Annotated in this window: 11 protein-coding genes and 1 pseudogene; 7 read left to right on the top strand and 5 right to left on the bottom strand. The window is 71.9% G+C overall.

The features are described 5' to 3' along the window. Positions 1-7: 7 nt before the first annotated feature. Positions 8-1,656: pseudogene (locus IEY81_RS11945) on the bottom strand (DNA repair helicase XPB). Positions 1,657-1,695: 39 nt separating this feature from the next. Continuing rightward, positions 1,696-2,634 (bottom strand): helix-turn-helix transcriptional regulator, encoded by a 939-nt coding sequence (locus tag IEY81_RS11940; protein ID WP_189118697.1) that lies wholly within the window; start codon positions 2,632-2,634, stop codon positions 1,696-1,698. A gap of 124 nt (positions 2,635-2,758) precedes the next feature. Between IEY81_RS11940 and IEY81_RS11935 the strand changes: the two genes are divergently transcribed. Next, entirely contained in the window at positions 2,759-4,213 is a 1,455-nt protein-coding gene (locus IEY81_RS11935; RefSeq protein ID WP_189118696.1) for an aldehyde dehydrogenase family protein, read from the top strand. Between the two features lie 3 nt (positions 4,214-4,216). On the opposite strand, the gene IEY81_RS11930 is transcribed toward IEY81_RS11935, so the two are convergent. Then, a complete protein-coding gene (locus tag IEY81_RS11930) occupies positions 4,217-6,148 on the bottom strand; it encodes a helicase-associated domain-containing protein (RefSeq protein ID WP_229787758.1) in 1,932 nt (643 codons plus the stop codon). Between the two features lie 345 nt (positions 6,149-6,493). Between IEY81_RS11930 and IEY81_RS11925 the strand changes: the two genes are divergently transcribed. Genes IEY81_RS11925 through IEY81_RS11915 form a run of 3 tightly spaced genes read left to right on the top strand, consistent with a single transcriptional unit; the run spans position 6,494 to position 10,510 of the window. Continuing rightward, on the top strand, positions 6,494-7,321 hold the full coding sequence (locus tag IEY81_RS11925; RefSeq protein ID WP_189118694.1) for a PP2C family protein-serine/threonine phosphatase: 828 nt from the start codon (positions 6,494-6,496) through the stop codon (positions 7,319-7,321). Continuing rightward, positions 7,318-9,234: an FHA domain-containing protein gene (locus tag IEY81_RS11920; RefSeq protein ID WP_189118693.1), complete on the top strand. Its 1,917-nt coding sequence runs from the start codon at positions 7,318-7,320 to the stop codon at positions 9,232-9,234. The genes IEY81_RS11925 and IEY81_RS11920 overlap by 4 nt, the downstream gene beginning before the upstream one ends. Before the next feature lie 49 nt (positions 9,235-9,283). Beyond that, entirely contained in the window at positions 9,284-10,510 is a 1,227-nt protein-coding gene (locus tag IEY81_RS11915; RefSeq protein ID WP_189118692.1) for an RDD family protein, read from the top strand. Positions 10,511-10,730: 220 nt separating this feature from the next. Here IEY81_RS11915 and lepB read toward each other — a convergent pair whose 3' ends face one another. Further along, the gene (lepB, locus tag IEY81_RS11910; protein ID WP_189118691.1) at positions 10,731-11,495 is read right to left on the bottom strand and encodes a signal peptidase I; all 765 of its coding nucleotides are present in this window, start codon (positions 11,493-11,495) and stop codon (positions 10,731-10,733) included. Positions 11,496-11,606: 111 nt separating this feature from the next. Between lepB and IEY81_RS11905 the strand changes: the two genes are divergently transcribed. The 3 genes from IEY81_RS11905 to IEY81_RS11895 are packed head-to-tail and all read left to right on the top strand — an operon-like array spanning position 11,607 to position 14,245. Then, positions 11,607-12,686, top strand: coding sequence for a nitrate- and nitrite sensing domain-containing protein (locus IEY81_RS11905; RefSeq protein ID WP_189118690.1), 1,080 nt, complete (start codon positions 11,607-11,609; stop codon positions 12,684-12,686). Between the two features lie 9 nt (positions 12,687-12,695). Beyond that, a complete protein-coding gene (larE, locus tag IEY81_RS11900) occupies positions 12,696-13,541 on the top strand; it encodes an ATP-dependent sacrificial sulfur transferase LarE (protein WP_229787756.1) in 846 nt (281 codons plus the stop codon). Then, complete coding sequence (locus tag IEY81_RS11895; RefSeq protein ID WP_189118689.1) at positions 13,538-14,245, top strand: M50 family metallopeptidase; 708 nt, start codon at positions 13,538-13,540, stop codon at positions 14,243-14,245. Before larE ends, IEY81_RS11895 begins: the two co-directional genes overlap by 4 nt. A gap of 19 nt (positions 14,246-14,264) precedes the next feature. Here the strand turns inward: IEY81_RS11895 and IEY81_RS11890 are convergent, their stop codons facing one another. Beyond that, complete coding sequence (locus IEY81_RS11890; RefSeq protein WP_189118688.1) at positions 14,265-14,663, bottom strand: cold-shock protein; 399 nt, start codon at positions 14,661-14,663, stop codon at positions 14,265-14,267. Positions 14,664-15,055 lie beyond the last annotated feature (392 nt).

Genomic DNA, 15,055 nt, shown 5'->3' with positions numbered 1-15,055 from the left:
GGTGAGGTCAGGAGGCGAGGTCGTCGAGCGACTCCGCGTCGACGATCCGGTACGCATAACCCTGCTCGGCCAGGAAACGCTGGCGGTTCTGCGCGAAGTCGGCGTCGATGGTGTCGCGGGAGACGATCGTGTAGAAGTGGGCGGTCTTGTTGCCGTCGCCCGGCCGCAGCAGCCGGCCGAGCCGCTGGGCCTCCTCCTGGCGGGAGCCGTAGGCCCCGGAGACCTGGATCGCGACCTCGGCCGAGGGCAGGTCGATGGAGAAGTTGGCGACCTTGGAGACGACCAGCAGGTCGATCTCGCCGGACCGGAACGCGTCGAAGAGCCGCTGGCGCTCCTTGACCGGCGTCTTGCCCTCGATCACCGGCGCGTCCAGCGACGCGGCGATCTCGTCCAGCTGCTCGAGATACTGCCCGATCACCAGGGTCGGCTTGCCGGCGTGGGAGGCGACGACCTCCTTGACCACGTCGATCTTGTGGTGCGTGCACGAGGCGATCCGATAGCGCTCGTCGGGCTCGGCGGTCGCGTAGACCAGCCGCTCGTCGGTCGGCAGCGTCACCCGCACCTCGACGCAGTCCGCCGGAGCGATCCAGCCCTGCGCCTCGATGTCCTTCCACGGGGCGTCGTAGCGCTTGGGGCCGATCAGCGAGAAGACATCACCCTCGCGGCCGTCCTCGCGCACCAGCGTGGCGGTCAGGCCGAGCCGGCGGCGGGCCTGCAGGTCGGCGGTCATCCGGAAGATCGGCGCCGGGAGGAGGTGGACCTCGTCATAGACGACCAGCCCCCAGTCACGTGCGTCGAGCAGCTCCAGGTGCGGATAGGCGCCCTTCCGGCGCATCGTCAGCACCTGGTAGGTCGCGATCGTGACCGGCCGGATCTCCTTGACCGAGCCCGAATACTCGCCGATCTCGTCCGGGGTCAGTGAGGTGCGGCGGACGAGCTCGTCCTTCCATTGGCGCGCGGAGACGGTGTTGGTGACCAGGATGAGCGTGGTCGCCTGCGCGTGCGCCATGGCCGCCGCGCCGACCAGCGTCTTGCCGGCCCCGCACGGGAGCACCACCACGCCCGAGCCGCCGTGCCAGAACGACTCGGCGGCCTCCGACTGGTAGGGACGCAGCGACCAGTCGGAGGTGTCCAGCGAGATCGGGTGGGCCTCGCCGTCGACGTAGCCCGCGTAGTCCTCGGCCGGCCAGCCGAGCTTGAGAAGGGCCTGCTTGAGGTTGCCTCGCTCGGAGGGGTGGACGACGACGGTGTCCTGGTCGACCCGGGCTCCGAGCATCCCGGAGATCTTCTTGGCCCGCAGCACCTCCTCCAACACGGCCCGGTCGGAGGAGACCAGCACCAGACCGTTGGCCGGGTTCTTCTCGAGCCGCAGCCGGCCGTAGCGGGCCATCGTCTCGGCGACATCGACCAGAAGGGAGTGCGGAACCGGATAGCGGGAGAACTCCAGCAGCGTGTCACCACCTGCTCGGCGTCGTGCCCGGCGGCGCGCGCGTTCCACAGACCCAGCGGCGTGAGCCGGTAGGTGTGGATGTGCTCGGGGGACCGCTCCAGCTCGGCGAAAGGCGCGATCGCCTTGCGGCACTCACTTGCCCGGGCGTGGTCGACCTCGAGCAGCAGCGTCTTGTCCGACTGGACGATGAGGGGGCCGTCGTTCACCGGAACAGCCTACGGGCCGACCTGTGAGCGAGCGACTCATTACGACCCGGGGTGCGGCCGCTCGCCCGCCCGCCACTCTCGCGGCGTGACGCCGTGGGCCCGCCGGAACGCCCGGCTGAAGGTGAGCGGATCGTTGAAGCCACAGGCGTACGCGATGGCGGTGATCCCGCCCGGCGGCGGACGTTCGGCGGAGAGCATCTCGACGGCGAGCCCGAGGCGTACCGAGCGGAGGTAGGCGGCGGGGGAGGCCCCAGAGTTCTCGAACGCCTGGTAGAGCCGCCGTCGTGAGACCCCGTGGCGGCCGGCGACATCGTCCATGGTCAGCTCACGGTCCCGAGCCTGGTCGCGCAGGTGCAGACGCACGGTGTGGCGCAGGCCGGCGGTGGTGTGCGGGGTGACGGGGGCGCTGGTGAAAGCGGAGTGGATCATCACCGCGGCCAGGTCGCGCACCACCGTGGCCATCTCGGCAGGGCCCTCGGCGTCGGGACGAGCGGTGGCGTAGGAGAAGAGGACGCGGGCCGCCGGCGAGTCCTGCATCCGAGGGAGCGCGACCCGGTCTGCCGCCGCGTCGAGCATCCGGCTCGGCAGCCGCATCGACGAGCGGGAGACCTGCACGAGCATCTGCTGCTGGTGTGGTGCGGAGTAGTCGACGAGGTAAGGGGCATCGACCCGATAGACCGAGACCGAGCCGGGGCGAACGGCGACGGTGCGGGAACCCGAGGAGACCGTGCCGGTGCTGGAACGCTGCAGCGAGAGGTGCAGGTCGTCGCGAGCCGCGCCGCGAGCGAGCCGGGCGGTGCGGGTCGAGCTGTGCCCCGAGGAGGTCGCGAGCGCGACCGAGATGCCCTCGTCGAGGCGGGTGTGCTCCATCCGGCCGGTGAACCCGGGCTCGATGTCGTTGCAGGCCAGCGGGACGAAACAGCTGCTCACCACGGCCTCCCAGGCGTCGGCGCTGTCGACCTCGACGACTGCGCTCATCTCGTCCTCCTCCCGTCCGGCACCGTGCACGAATCGTCGGTTCCGACGTCGCCGATCACCGTAGCCTCGGCGTGGGCGACCCGGACCGGCCGCGGTTGCCCCTCGGACCCAGAGAGGGATTGTGATGGGTTTCTTCGACCAGGACCAGTGGACCGGGAGGGCATACGTCGGCGGTTGGGTGCCGCTGAGCGACGAGCTCGAGGTCTCCGCGCCGGCGAGGGGCGACGCGATCGCCTCGCTGGCCTCCGGCGGCGCCGCCGACGTCGACCGGGCGGTGAGCCTCGCCGCCGAGGCGCAGCGCGAGTGGGCAGCGCGTCCGGCCGCGGCGCGTGCCGAGGTGATGCGCCGGGCGGCCGCGGTCCTCACCGAGCACCAGGACGTGCTCGTCGACTGGCTCGTCCGTGAGGCCGGGTCCGGCCAGGGCAAGGCCGCGTTCGAGGCTGGGCTGGTCGCCGACGAGCTCCACCACGCTGCCGCCACCGCTCTGGTGCCCTACGGTCAGCTGCTCCAGACCTCCCAGCCGCGGCTGAGCCTGGCCCGCCACCGTCCGGTGGGTGTGGTCGGCGTGATCTCGCCGTTCAACTTCCCGGCGATCCTGGCCGCCCGCTCCGTCTTCCCGGCGCTCGCGCTCGGCAACGCGGTGGTGCTCAAGCCCGATCCCCGCACGAGCGTGGGCGGTGGGCTCTTCCTCGCCGCGCTCATGGAGGAGGCCGGTCTCCCGGCGGGGCTCCTGGCGGTCGTCCCGGGCCGGGTCGAGGCTGGCTCTGCGCTCGTCGAGCACCCGGACGTACCGGTCATCTCCTTCACCGGCTCGACCGAGGCAGGACGGATCATCGGCGAGCGCGCCGGCCGACTGCTCAAGCGCGCCCACCTCGAGCTCGGCGGCAACAACGCCATGATCGTCATGCCGGGCGTCGACGTCGCCGCGGCGGCCTCAGCCGGCGCCTGGGGCTCCTTCCTCCACCAGGGCCAGATCTGCATGACCACCGGTCGTCACCTGGTTCACGCCGAGGTCTACGACGAGTACGTCGCGACCCTGGCCGCGAAGGCCGCCGCCATCCCCGTGGGCGATCCCACGACCGGCGCGCCTCTCGGCCCGGTCATCGACGCCGGCCAGCGCGACAAGGTGCACGCGCTGGTCACGGCGTCGGTGGAGGCCGGCGCACGGCTGGAGACGGGCGGGACCTACCAGGGCCTCTTCTACCGGCCGACCGTGCTCTCGGGGGTGACCCCGGACCATCCCGCGTTCGCCGAGGAGATCTTCGGGCCGGTCGCGCCGGTGACCCGGTTCGAGACCGTCGACGAGGCGGTCGACCTGGTCCGGCGCAGTGACTACGGCCTCTCGGTCGGCATCCTCACCGCTGACCCGTTCGCGGGCTACGAGCTGGCCGACCGCATCCCGAGCGGCATCGTGCACGTCAACGACCAGACCGTCGGCGACGAGGCCCAGGCGCCGTTCGGAGGCATCGGGGCGTCCGGCACGGGAGCCAGGTTCGGCGGCCACGAGGCCAACGTCGAGGCCTTCACCGAGACCCAGTGGGTGACGGTGCAGTCGCAGATCCAGGCGTACCCGTTCTGAGGCTCACTCTGCGGGGCGGACGCCCCTGATCCGGGAGAGGGCGAAGGCGCGTACGTCGCCCTCGACCCGGGCCGCCAGCGATCCGCCGTCGAGACCGACGGGCTCGACGCGCGCCTCGCCGGCGACCCCGCGGCCGTCGACGTAGGAGATCACCACCTGCTCGCGAGCGTCGATGGCCTCGTGCAGGATCGCCATCGTCGAGGCCGGCTCGGGCGGCGCGGGCCGCGACGACGCCGTCTCGTCGCCCGCCTTGACCCGGGCCGCGACGGCGGCCGCGCGGGCGGCGGCATGGGCCTCCTCGGCGCCGGCCGGCCGCTGGGCGTTGCGGTCCTTGGCGCGCTTGGCATCGGGTCGGGCCACGTGGACCGACCCGTCCGGCGCCTCGACGACGGGGGCCATGCCGAGCTCGCGCAGGCGGGGGAGGAGCGCGTCGAGCGCGACCGTGCTGATGACGACCGTCGGTGCCAGTCGGCGCAGCCCGAGCGACTCCGCCGCGGGGTGGGCGACCAGCTCGGCGAGAGACGCCTCGTCGTCGCTGCGCAGGTACGCCGCGGCGAGCCCGACCCGCACCGTCCCGAACGTGCGCGCGGTGTCGTCGACCAGATAGGTCAGCGCCTGCGGGACGGGCGTGCGGGAGGCGGCGGCAAGGAACGCGTGGATCTCGGTGGCGGTCCAGCCGCGGTCCATCGCCCGGCGCACCGACTCCTTGGTGAACCGGTAGACCGTGGCGCCGCCGTGGGACTCGACGGCACCCACCACGGCCAGTGTGCGGGCCAGCACTGGCTCGAGCGGTCCCGGCGCGACCGCGGTCAGGTCACCCTGGAGCAGCACATGGTCGACGGGCTCCGGCAGCAGCGCATCCAGTGCTGGGACGGGGTCCTCGCCGGCCACCAGCAGCCGACCGTGGGCAGCCAGCCCACCGAACGCGCCCAGGCCGAGCGTCTCGGCCTCGGTGAGCGTCCAGTCGACCATCGCCTCGCGCGACTCGGTGCGGGTGCGCAGGCGACGTGGCCGCTCCCAGGCGAGCCGGGCCACGACCGCGGCCGGTCCGGTGCCGGCGGCGAGCACCTCGCCATCGGGAAGGTCGGCGAGGAGGCGCAGCGTGACCCGGCGGGTGTCGGCGGCTGACGCGCCGGCCAGATCGGGCGCCAGCGCGTTCCAGGTCTTCCCGGCAGGGTCGCGCTGGCCGACGAGCCCGGGCAGCCGTGGTGAACCCAGCCAGGCCCCGGCCACGTGGGCCCACCGGGCGGCGAGCGGCTGCTGGAGCCAGCGGTCGAAGAGGTCGGTCGGCATCCACGACGGGTCACCCTCCTCGTCGGTGCCGAGCGCGAGCAGTCCCGACGACCAGGCGACCTCGATCAGCAGGGCCGCGGTGGGCTCGGAGACGTGGAGCCGCTCGGCGGTCGCCTTCAGGTCACGCACCGTCAGACCGGTCCCGCCACGCAGCGAGCGAGGCGGCGCGACGCCCCAGGCGTCGAGGAGCAGCTCGAGGTTGCGGACGAGCTCGAACGCAGCACCGGCAGCGGCCCGGTCGACCGACGTCGCGGCTCGCGAGGAGGTCGGCAGCGTCGGCGGCACGTCGGCACGGTCGACGGTCGTCCACCCGCCGCGCAGCGCCAGACCGACCTCACCGGGAAGCGTCAGCATCCCCTCGCCCGAAGGGACCAGCAGACCCCGGGCGATCAGCTCCTCGGCCGGCCCGGCCGCCTCGTCCACCGACACACGCGTGCGCGCGCGGGAGGAAGAGGCCTGCCCGCCGCCGGCGTCGACGGCCTCGAGCATCGCGCGAGCCTCGGCGGAGACGGCCGCCAGGCGGCGTACGACTTCTTCTTGCTGGTCAGAGCCGAACGGCTGCAGCCCTGACGTGCCCGGTGAGCCGCGCAGCAGTGCCGAGACGCCCGTCACTGCGCGGAGGCCGTCGAGGGAGTGCCACACCAGACACGTGTCCTCCAGATGAGAAAGTGCCCGTGTCGCAGCGTCCTCTTCGGCATTCAGCATGGAAGATAAGTGAACTTTGGTGGTTTGATTCGCGAGGACAACGGCATCGAGCACAATCAGCTCGAGATGGCTAAGGTCATCCAGCGCGGAGTGCAAAGATGTGCGAGTGGCTGCTCGGGCGGCGAGTTGGCCGGAGTCATGAGGGGACGGCGTGGCGAGATCAGGACGAGCAAGAAGCAGGCGTGAGATGCGCTCAGTAGGCCAAGAGCGCAACTGGTCTGCGAGTGAGCGGAAGCCTGTGTCCATCGGCATCACGCTATCCCGTCAGGCCTAGGGGGCGAGATGTCCAGGAAAGTAGTGATCGCGCACGGGGCGGCGACAGACGTCGGCCAGGTGCGGAAGGTCAACGAGGACTCCCACGTGGCCGAGCCACCGGTGTTCGTCGTCGCCGACGGTATGGGCGGCCACGACGGTGGGGACATCGCCAGCGAGATGGTGATCCAGGAGTTCGCCAAGCTCGGCGGCACCCACTACGCCTCCGAGTCCGGCAGCCAGGCGATGGTCGAGGCCCTCCAGGCCGCCCAGGACCGGATCGTGGCCTTCGCGCTCGAGCAGCGCTCGCGCGGGGCCTCCGACTACCAGTCCGGCACCACCTGCGCGGCCGCGCTGGTCGCAGACGGCGGGAGCAGCCCGCTGTGGATCCTGCTCAACGTCGGCGACTCGCGCATCTACCGATACTTCGACGGTACGTTGAGCCAGCTCAGCCGCGACCACAGCCTGGTCCAGGAGCTGGTCGACGCCGGTCAGATCACCCGTGAGCAGGCCGAGAACCACCCCGAGCGCAACGTCGTCACCCGGGCGCTCGGCGGCATGGCGCCGGCCGTCCCCGACATCTTCCAGGTGACGCTCCCCGTGGGCGCTCGGCTGATGCTCTGCTCGGACGGTGTCAGCGGAATGATCTCGGATCCCGAGATCGCGGACATCCTCTCCGCCAAGGACACCGATGCCCGCGACACGGCCGAGAAGCTCGTCGCCGCCGCGGTCGAGGCAGGTGGCCGGGACAACGCCACCGCGATCGTGGTCGATGTGATGGGATTGACCGAGGAGAACCCGTATGACTCGGAGCAACAAAGGGTGAGTATGGAGCAGAAGCTAGGAGTGCTGCCATGAGTGAGCAAGGAACCATCGCAAGCACGTCCTACACGCCGGGCACATGGTTCGGCATCATCGGTGAGAGCGCGACGGTGCTGCTCCCGCCCTCGGAGAAGAGCCGCGCGGGCGCCCTGTGGGCGCTCGTCGACGACGGCGCCGGGTTCGACGAGGTGCTCGACGCGCTCGTCGCGACCGGGTTGAGCTCGTTGCCCGGCTTCGTCCTCATCTCGGGGGACGTGACGCCTGACGGAGGCAGCGTACGCACGGTCGTGCGCGGTCCCTCGGTGGTCTCCTTCGAGGCCGGTGAGGGCCTCGTCGAGGTCGACGGCTCGTCGTCGAAGACGTGGGTCGAGCGCACTCTCGAGGGTGTCACCCGGATGTCCGTCTCGCTCGGTGAGGAGGGCGCCACCGGTGAGCCGATGACGGCCCTCGGCGGTCTGCTGCGGGTCTCGGGCCTGGAGGTTCCGCCGCCCGCCCCGGAGTCGGCTCTGGACGACTCGCCGGCCAGCCGCGCCGGGTTCGTCGGCGCCCCGGTGGCCGTCGAGGAGGGTCCCGAGGACACCGACGTCGACGACGGCCTGGACGACAGCCTGGACGACAGCCTGGACGACAGCGTGGACGACAGCGTGGACGAGCCGGCGCCGGCCGACCCGCTCAGCGACCCGCTGCCGGAGGACGACTACGCCGAGGCCGCCGAGGAGCAGGGCCTCGCCGAGGACGAGCCGGCCGCGGCTCCGCCCTCGCTCTCGGTCGTGCCGCCGATCCCGGTCTCGGGCGACCTGCCGGGTCTCGGCTCCGACTCCGACGCCGACTCGGACGAGCCGATCTCGGTCAACCGCGGCGAGGAGTCCGGCGAGGCGCCGGCCCCGCGCCACGACGACCTGACCGAGCCGACCGAGGCGTTCGAGATGCCGGCGGCCCCAGAAGAGGACGCCGGTGACCAGGACTACCCCGAGTCGACCAGCCGGGGCTACGAGGACGACTACGCCAGCGACGAGCACGCCGCTGCGGTGGCGTCGTCGTTCGGTTCCTCCGCCGTCACCCCTGACCCGGTCGACGACGCGGAGGTCTCCTCCGAGGCCGAGACCGAGGTGCTGCAGGCCGTCGAGGGGGACTCCTACGACGAGCCGCAGGCCGACGAGTCTCACGCCCCGGCCGACGAGGTGCCTGCCCACGACGAGCCGGAGTCCGCTCGGCCGCCCGAGTTCGGGCCGCCGCCGGTCCCGCCCCCGCCGCCGCTGACGCCTCCGCCGCCGCCGGTGGACGCGCCGCCGCCTCCCTACGAGGAGGCGCAGGCCGAGGGGCTGATCGACGGTCCGCCGTCCGTGGACGGGCCGACGGACGCTCCGACCGACATCCCGCCGGCTCCTCCGGCCCCGCCGGCGTTCCCGGCTCCGCCCGGTCCTCCGGCCCCGCCGGTGCCGCCGGCTCCGGAGACCCACGACGAGCCCGTGTGGGAAGAGCCCAACCCCGACGAGGACGACCACGACGGTCTGACCCGCGTCGGTGTGGGTGAGGACCTCAACGCGGGTCTCGCTGGCATCCCCGGCCAGCCCGAGGCCCCGAAGGTGACCGCCTACCCGGTCGCGCGTCTGGAGTTCTCCAGCGGCGACCGCGTCGAGGTCGACCGTGTCGTCCTCGTCGGCCGTGCGCCCGAGGCGAGCCGGTTCACGCCGACCGAGCAGCCGATGCTCGTCACCGTGCCGAGCCCTCACCAGGAGATCTCCTCGACCCACTGCGAGATCCGTCCGGGTGCCGGGGTCGACCACGGTGCCGCCGTGGTCACCGACCTCGGCTCGACCAACGGCACCGTCCTGGTCCAGCCCGGCCTCGGCCCGGAGGACCTGCGCCCCGGCGTACCCGTCCAGCTCATGCCGGGTGCCGTCATCGACCTCGGTGACAGCCTGACGATCCGGGTGACCAACCCATGATCCACCCGGTCTCGCTCGTGCCGCCGTTCTCTTGCTCGGAGGCGGCGGCATGAGCGTTGCCGGCTTTCCGGCACCTGCACCTGCACCTGCGGCCGAGGCCGCGATCGCAGAGCCGGACCGCCGGTTCTACGCGTTCGCCATCGACCGTGTGATCGCCTGGGCGATCTTCGCTGCAGCGGGCTTCGTCGCGTGGCTGGTCTTCTTCCGCAACGACAACCCGCTGCCCGGCATCGGCCTGATCGCCGGCGTGGTGCTGGTGGTCTGGCTGGTCGGCACCATCCTCACCGGCTCCGGGGGCAAGACCCCCGGCAAGATGGCCCTCGGGCTCCGCGTGGTCAGCGATGACTCCGGAGCCGCGGGCCGTCCCATCGGCGTCGGCAAGGCGTTCGTACGCCAGGCCCTGCTCGGTCTCTGCACGATCCCGACGCTCGGCATCGGCACCGCCACCTTCGCCTGGGTCGCGGCGATGGACGAGCGCGGCCGGCGGCAGGGCTGGCACGACCGCCGTGCGGGCTCGGTCGTGGTCGACGTACGTCCTGCGCCCGTCGTCGAGGCGGAGGAGGAGGCGCCCGCGCCGCGCCGCATCGTCAACCTGACCACCATGCGCCTCAAGCAGGCCGAGGCGACCCCTGAGCCGGCCGAGCGGCCGCAGACCCCGGCCGCCCCGACGCAGAGTCCTGCCGCTCGGGCTGCGGCGGACCAGGCCGCGGCGGCGAAGGCGGCCCAGGAGGCTCCGACCCAGGTCCCGGGTCAGGTCGCCCGACAGACGCCGCAGACGCCGCCCGCGCCGCCGACCCCGTCGCCGGCCACCCCGGCGCCGCCCACTCCCGCACCACCCGCCCCGCCCGCTCCGCCGGTGCTGCAGCCCGCCCCGCCCGCTCCGCCGGTGCTGCAGCCCGCCCCGCCGGCACCTCCCGCTCCCGCGCCGCCGCCCGCGGCGACGGCCCGCTGGCGGGTCACCTTCGACACCGGCCAGAGCTTCGTCGTCGAGGGCCTGGCCATCGTGGGCCGCGGCCCCGAGCCTCGCCCGGGCGAGGACGTCTCCCACCGGGTGGCGCTCTCCTCGAGCGACATGTCGCTGTCCAAGACCCACGCTCAGTTCCAGGTCGCCGCCGACGGCACGCTCGTCGTTATGGACCGCGGCTCCACCAACGGCACCACCCTGATCCGTCAGGGAGCGGCCCGAGCCCTCGGCGCCCGCCGCCCCGCCGCTCTCGTCCACGGCGACAAGGTCAAGTTCGGCGACCGCACCATGGACGTCGTCCGCGAGGCCTGAGCGAACCCCACCCTGCCGAGAGGTCACCCCCGTCGGCCGAAGCGTCACCCACGTCGGGCGAGACGTCGCCTACGTCGGGCGAGACGTCGCCTACGTCGGGCGAGACGTCACGCAGATGACGTCCCGTCCGGCGGGGTTGACGTGTCGGGCGACGGGGTTGACGTCTCGTCCGACCGGGCTGACGCCTCGCCCGACCGGGCTGACGCCTCGGCAGGGTCCCTCAGTCGACGGAGTCGAAGGTCTCGGGGCGGTGCTCGAGACCGAACCGGTCGGTGGGCCAGAAGACCAGGGCGACGCGTCCGACGACGTCGGAGACGGGTACGAAGGCTCGGTCGCAGGCGTCGTCACCCGACTCCTGCCGCTCGGGGCTGCAGAGGTGGAAGGACGAGTCGGCCGAGTTCTCCCGGTTATCGCCCATCACGAAGAGGTGGCCCTCCGGGACGACGGCCTTCCAACCGCGGCAGCCGCCCTTGACGTACGCCCCGTTGTCCTGCGCCATCGGCCCGTTGCAGGTGTCGGTGGGAGCGATGAACGGTGTCTCGTCCAGCGGCGTCCCGTTGACCACGACCCGACCCGACTCGCAGCATTCGACGGTGTCGCCGCCGACCCCGATGACCCGCTTCACCAGGTGGTCGCCGGTCGGGTAGAGCCCGATCTTGGCGAGCACGGCTCGGAAGCCGGACGGCGGCGGGGCGACCTGGTTGGTGGAGAGCCAGTCGCCCGGGTCGGCGAAGACGACCACGTCGCCGCGCTCGGGGGTGCCGCCGAACCAGTAGGACGGCTTCTCGACCAGCACCCGGTCGTTGATCTCGAGCCCGGGCTGCATCGACTCGGAGGGGATGTAGAAGGCCTGGGCGAGGAACGTCTTGATCAGCAGCGCGAGCAGGATCGCGGTCACCGCGATGATCAGGATCTCGGCGATCGACCCCAGCAGGCCTCGCGGCCGTCGGCCCGAATCGGTCGATGCCTCCAGCTCTGCCCCCATGCTTCGACCTTATCCAGACGAGGCCCAGCGACCCTCGCTATCGAGAATTCGCGGGCGCGCTGCGCTGCTCCTGCTCTAGTGTTCGGCACCCGTACCGAAGCGAGGAACCCCATGACAGGCACGCTCGACGCGCCGACCCGTCCGCCCGCATCGAAGGGCGTTCGGATCGTCGGCGTAGCACTGATCCTGGTGATCGTCGTCGCTCTCGTCGTCGGCGTCCTCGGAGCACTGGCCGTGTCCCGCGCGCTCGCCCAGAACGAGGAGTCCCGACGGGCCGAGGCGATCGCCGAGACGCTGCCGGTGTCGGTCGACCTGGCCTACACCGTGAGCTTCGAGCGAGAGGCCGTCTCGGCCGGCGTACCTCCGCTGGTCCTTCGTCCGGTCCGACAGTCCACCGACCTGGCCGCGACCGCGTGGCTCGAGGTGGCGGCGGAGATCGACAGCCGAGACGACGAGGAGCTGGCCGCGCGGCTCGATGCGATCACGCGTGGGATCGAAGGCATCGACGAGGTCCGGGCGCAGGCGGACGCCGATCCCAGCACGATGCAGAAACCGTTCACCGAGCTGGCCGGCGAGCTGTTCGCCGTCGCCACCCACGTGCCCGCGGCGGAGGGCCGAGCCGACTCACGGGCCGAGGCGTTCGACAAGATGCCTCAGGTCTGGGAGTCGCTGGGCACGGAGCGGAAGATCATGACCGCCACGCTGCCGAAGACCCGAGCCCGCGAAGCCGGGCCGATCAGCGCTGGCGACCTGACCGCCCTGACCGAGGCGGAGGCCGCCGTCCGAGCCGGGCTGGCCGACTTCTACGCCAAGACCTCCGATCAGCAGCGTGAGGCCCTCGACCGGATCACTGCCGACACGTCCGAGGACGGGGCGGTCGGGGTCCCGGTGCATCAGGCCGTCAACCAGGTCGTCGCAGACGGCGACGTCGCCGCGGTCCGCATGACCCCGGACGCCTTCACCGAGGCCAGCACCGGGTTCATGCGTGAGCTGCACGAGGTGCTGATGGCGTCCGCCGACGAGATCGTCGCAGAGACCCGGTCGGCGAAGCACGATGCGACGCGCGCGGCGCTCGTCGGCATGGTGCTCACCGTGGTCGTCCTGGGCGTTCTCGCCGTGCTGATCCTCGTCCTCGGGATCGTGCTCCTGGTCATGCGCGGATCCCGCAACACGGCTGGAGCCCGCCGATAGGGTCGAGGCGTGTCCGACCTCGACCGACGGCTCGATGCCCTAGACGCCGATCTCCGAGCGCGGGGGAGCGTGCTGGTCGCCTACTCCGGTGGCGCCGACAGCGCCTTCCTGCTGGCGGCCGCGACCAGGGCGCTGACCAGCGACAACGTCGCCGCCGCGACGGGTTACTCACACAGTCTGCCGATCGCCGAGCGCGACCCGGCCGCCGAGTTCGCCGACAGACTCGGCGTACGCCTGATCACCCCGCGCACCCACGAGATGGAGCGGGAGGGCTACCGCGCCAACGGCACCGACCGGTGCTTCTTCTGCAAGGCGGAGCTGCTCGACACCCTCACCCCGCTGGCACGTGAGCTCGGTCTGGCCCACGTCGCCACCGGCACCAACGCCGACGACGCGATCGAAGGGCTCAACGGGCTGCGTCCCGGCATCCGTGCGGCCGCCGAGCGCGGCGCGATCACCCCGCTCAGGGACGCCGGTCTGACCAAGGACGAGATCCGCGAGGCATCGCGCCGCTGGGGCCTGACCACCTGGGACAAGCCGGCCGCCGCCTGCCTCTCCAGCCGGATCGCCTACGGCCTCGAGGTCACGCCGCGGCGCCTCGCGCGCGTGGAGAGAGCGGAGCAGGGCGTACGCAGCGTGCTGGCCGCCCGCGGCCATGACGCCGCCCGGGTCGACCTGCGGGTGCGTGACCACGGGGAGAAGGCGACGGTGGAGCTGTCGGCTACCCTCCTGCCTCTCGACCCCGACCATGCCGACGAGGTGCTCAAGACCGTGACCGACGCAGGATTTCCCATCGCGGAGATCGACCCCCGGGGCTTCCGCTCCGGCTCGATGAACCAGAGGGCGGCGAGGTGAGCGATTTCTGGGACACGATCACCGCGACCCAGACCGTCCCCGAAGCCCCCTGGCTGATCGGAGCCGGCCTCCTCGCCCTGGCGCTGGTGGTGTGGCGTACGTCCTGGCGGACCGTACGCCTCGGCGTCACCGTGGTCCACGAGGCCGGCCATGCGGTCGTCGCGGTCCTGGTCGGCCGGCGGCTGGCCGGGATCAAGCTCCACTCCGACACCTCCGGCGTCACGCTCTCGCGCGGTAAACCGACAGGTCCGGGGATGGTGGCGATGCTTGCCGCCGGCTACCTCGCCCCGGCGCTCCTCGGCCTGCTCAGCGCGACCATGCTCGCCGCGGGCCATGCCCTGGGACTGCTGTGGCTGCTGGTGGCGGCGATGCTCGTGCTGCTGCTGTGGGTACGCAACGGCTACGGCCTGCTCGTCCTGCTGGTGCTCGGCGCCGCACTGGGCGCGATCAGCTGGTATGCCGACGGCCGCACGCAGACCATCGCCGCCACCCTGGTCACCTGGCTGCTCCTGCTCGCCTCGCCGAGGCCGCTGCTGGAGCTCCTCGGCAGGGGCGAGCGCGGCCGTCGCGGCTCCGACCCCGATCAGCTGGCCCGTCTGACCGGCGTGCCCTCCGTGCTGTGGATCCTCGGCCTGCTCGTGGTCAACGTCGCCGGCCTGGCGGTCGGCATCCAGACCCTGATCCCCGAGCTCAGCTGGATCTGACGGCCCTGGATCCAGCGACTCAGAGCTCGAACTCGTCTGCGATCTGACGCAGCGCGGGGGAGACCTTCTTGGCCAGCTCGCGCGTGGGCGGGCGGCCTTGGGCGTAGCCGTCGCGGATGTCGTCGAGGAGCTTGATGACGTTCTCGACGATCAGCTCCATCTCCTCCGGCTTGCGCCGCTTGGCGGCGCGCTGGCGGCCGGAGACGGAGGGGGTGCGCTCGAGGACGGTCACCGAGAGCGCCTGCTCACCGCGGCGGCCCTGGGCGATGCCGAACTCCACCCGGGTGCCGGCCTTCAAGGTCTTGGCGACACCCTCGGGGAGCGCGTCGGCGTGGACGTAGACGTCCGGACCGTCGTCCTGCGACAGAAACCCGAAGCCCTTGGTGGCGTCGAACCACTTGACCTTGCCAGTAGGCACGGCAGCTTGCCCCTTCCTCGCGCATCAGCGCTCCAGACGTACGTCGCCCGGCGACTGTGACGGCCGACGCGGGAGAGCCTAGTCCTCGCCGCCCAGAGACGCGCGAGGTATTCCCCCCACGGGCACCCCGAGGGCCTCGGTGGCGTCCACGGAGGCTCGCCGTCTCGTCCCTCGCGTCGGCGGGGCATATACTCCCGCCTACCCCTCCATAGATTTGCAAATGATTTCGTACACCATTGGTAATCGAGACCACTTATGACGTAAGTTTACGTCGCCAAAGACTGCAGACAGGCACGCCCGGGTGCCAGCAGACTTCGCGGCGGGGGACTGAGGTGTGCGCCACTGTGGGCGGACGCCTCGCTCGGGAATGATGTGACAGGCCACGAGAGGGA

The organism is Nocardioides luteus (genome assembly GCF_014648595.1).
Classification (GTDB): domain Bacteria; phylum Actinomycetota; class Actinomycetes; order Propionibacteriales; family Nocardioidaceae; genus Nocardioides; species Nocardioides luteus.
This window is presented reverse-complemented; position numbering and strand designations above follow the sequence as displayed.

What these genes read in the sequence shown, in the direction of transcription:
- IEY81_RS11940 (WP_189118697.1), bottom strand. Translation starts at nt 2,634, where the DNA reads ATGAGCGCAGTCGTCGAGGTCGACAGCGCCGACGCCTGGGAGGCCGTG.
- IEY81_RS11935 (WP_189118696.1), top strand. Translation starts at nt 2,759, where the DNA reads ATGGGTTTCTTCGACCAGGACCAGTGGACCGGGAGGGCATACGTCGGC.
- IEY81_RS11925 (WP_189118694.1), top strand. Translation starts at nt 6,494, where the DNA reads ATGTCCAGGAAAGTAGTGATCGCGCACGGGGCGGCGACAGACGTCGGC.
- IEY81_RS11920 (WP_189118693.1), top strand. Translation starts at nt 7,318, where the DNA reads ATGAGTGAGCAAGGAACCATCGCAAGCACGTCCTACACGCCGGGCACA.
- IEY81_RS11915 (WP_189118692.1), top strand. Translation starts at nt 9,284, where the DNA reads ATGAGCGTTGCCGGCTTTCCGGCACCTGCACCTGCACCTGCGGCCGAG.
- lepB (WP_189118691.1), bottom strand. Translation starts at nt 11,495, where the DNA reads ATGGGGGCAGAGCTGGAGGCATCGACCGATTCGGGCCGACGGCCGCGA.
- IEY81_RS11905 (WP_189118690.1), top strand. Translation starts at nt 11,607, where the DNA reads ATGACAGGCACGCTCGACGCGCCGACCCGTCCGCCCGCATCGAAGGGC.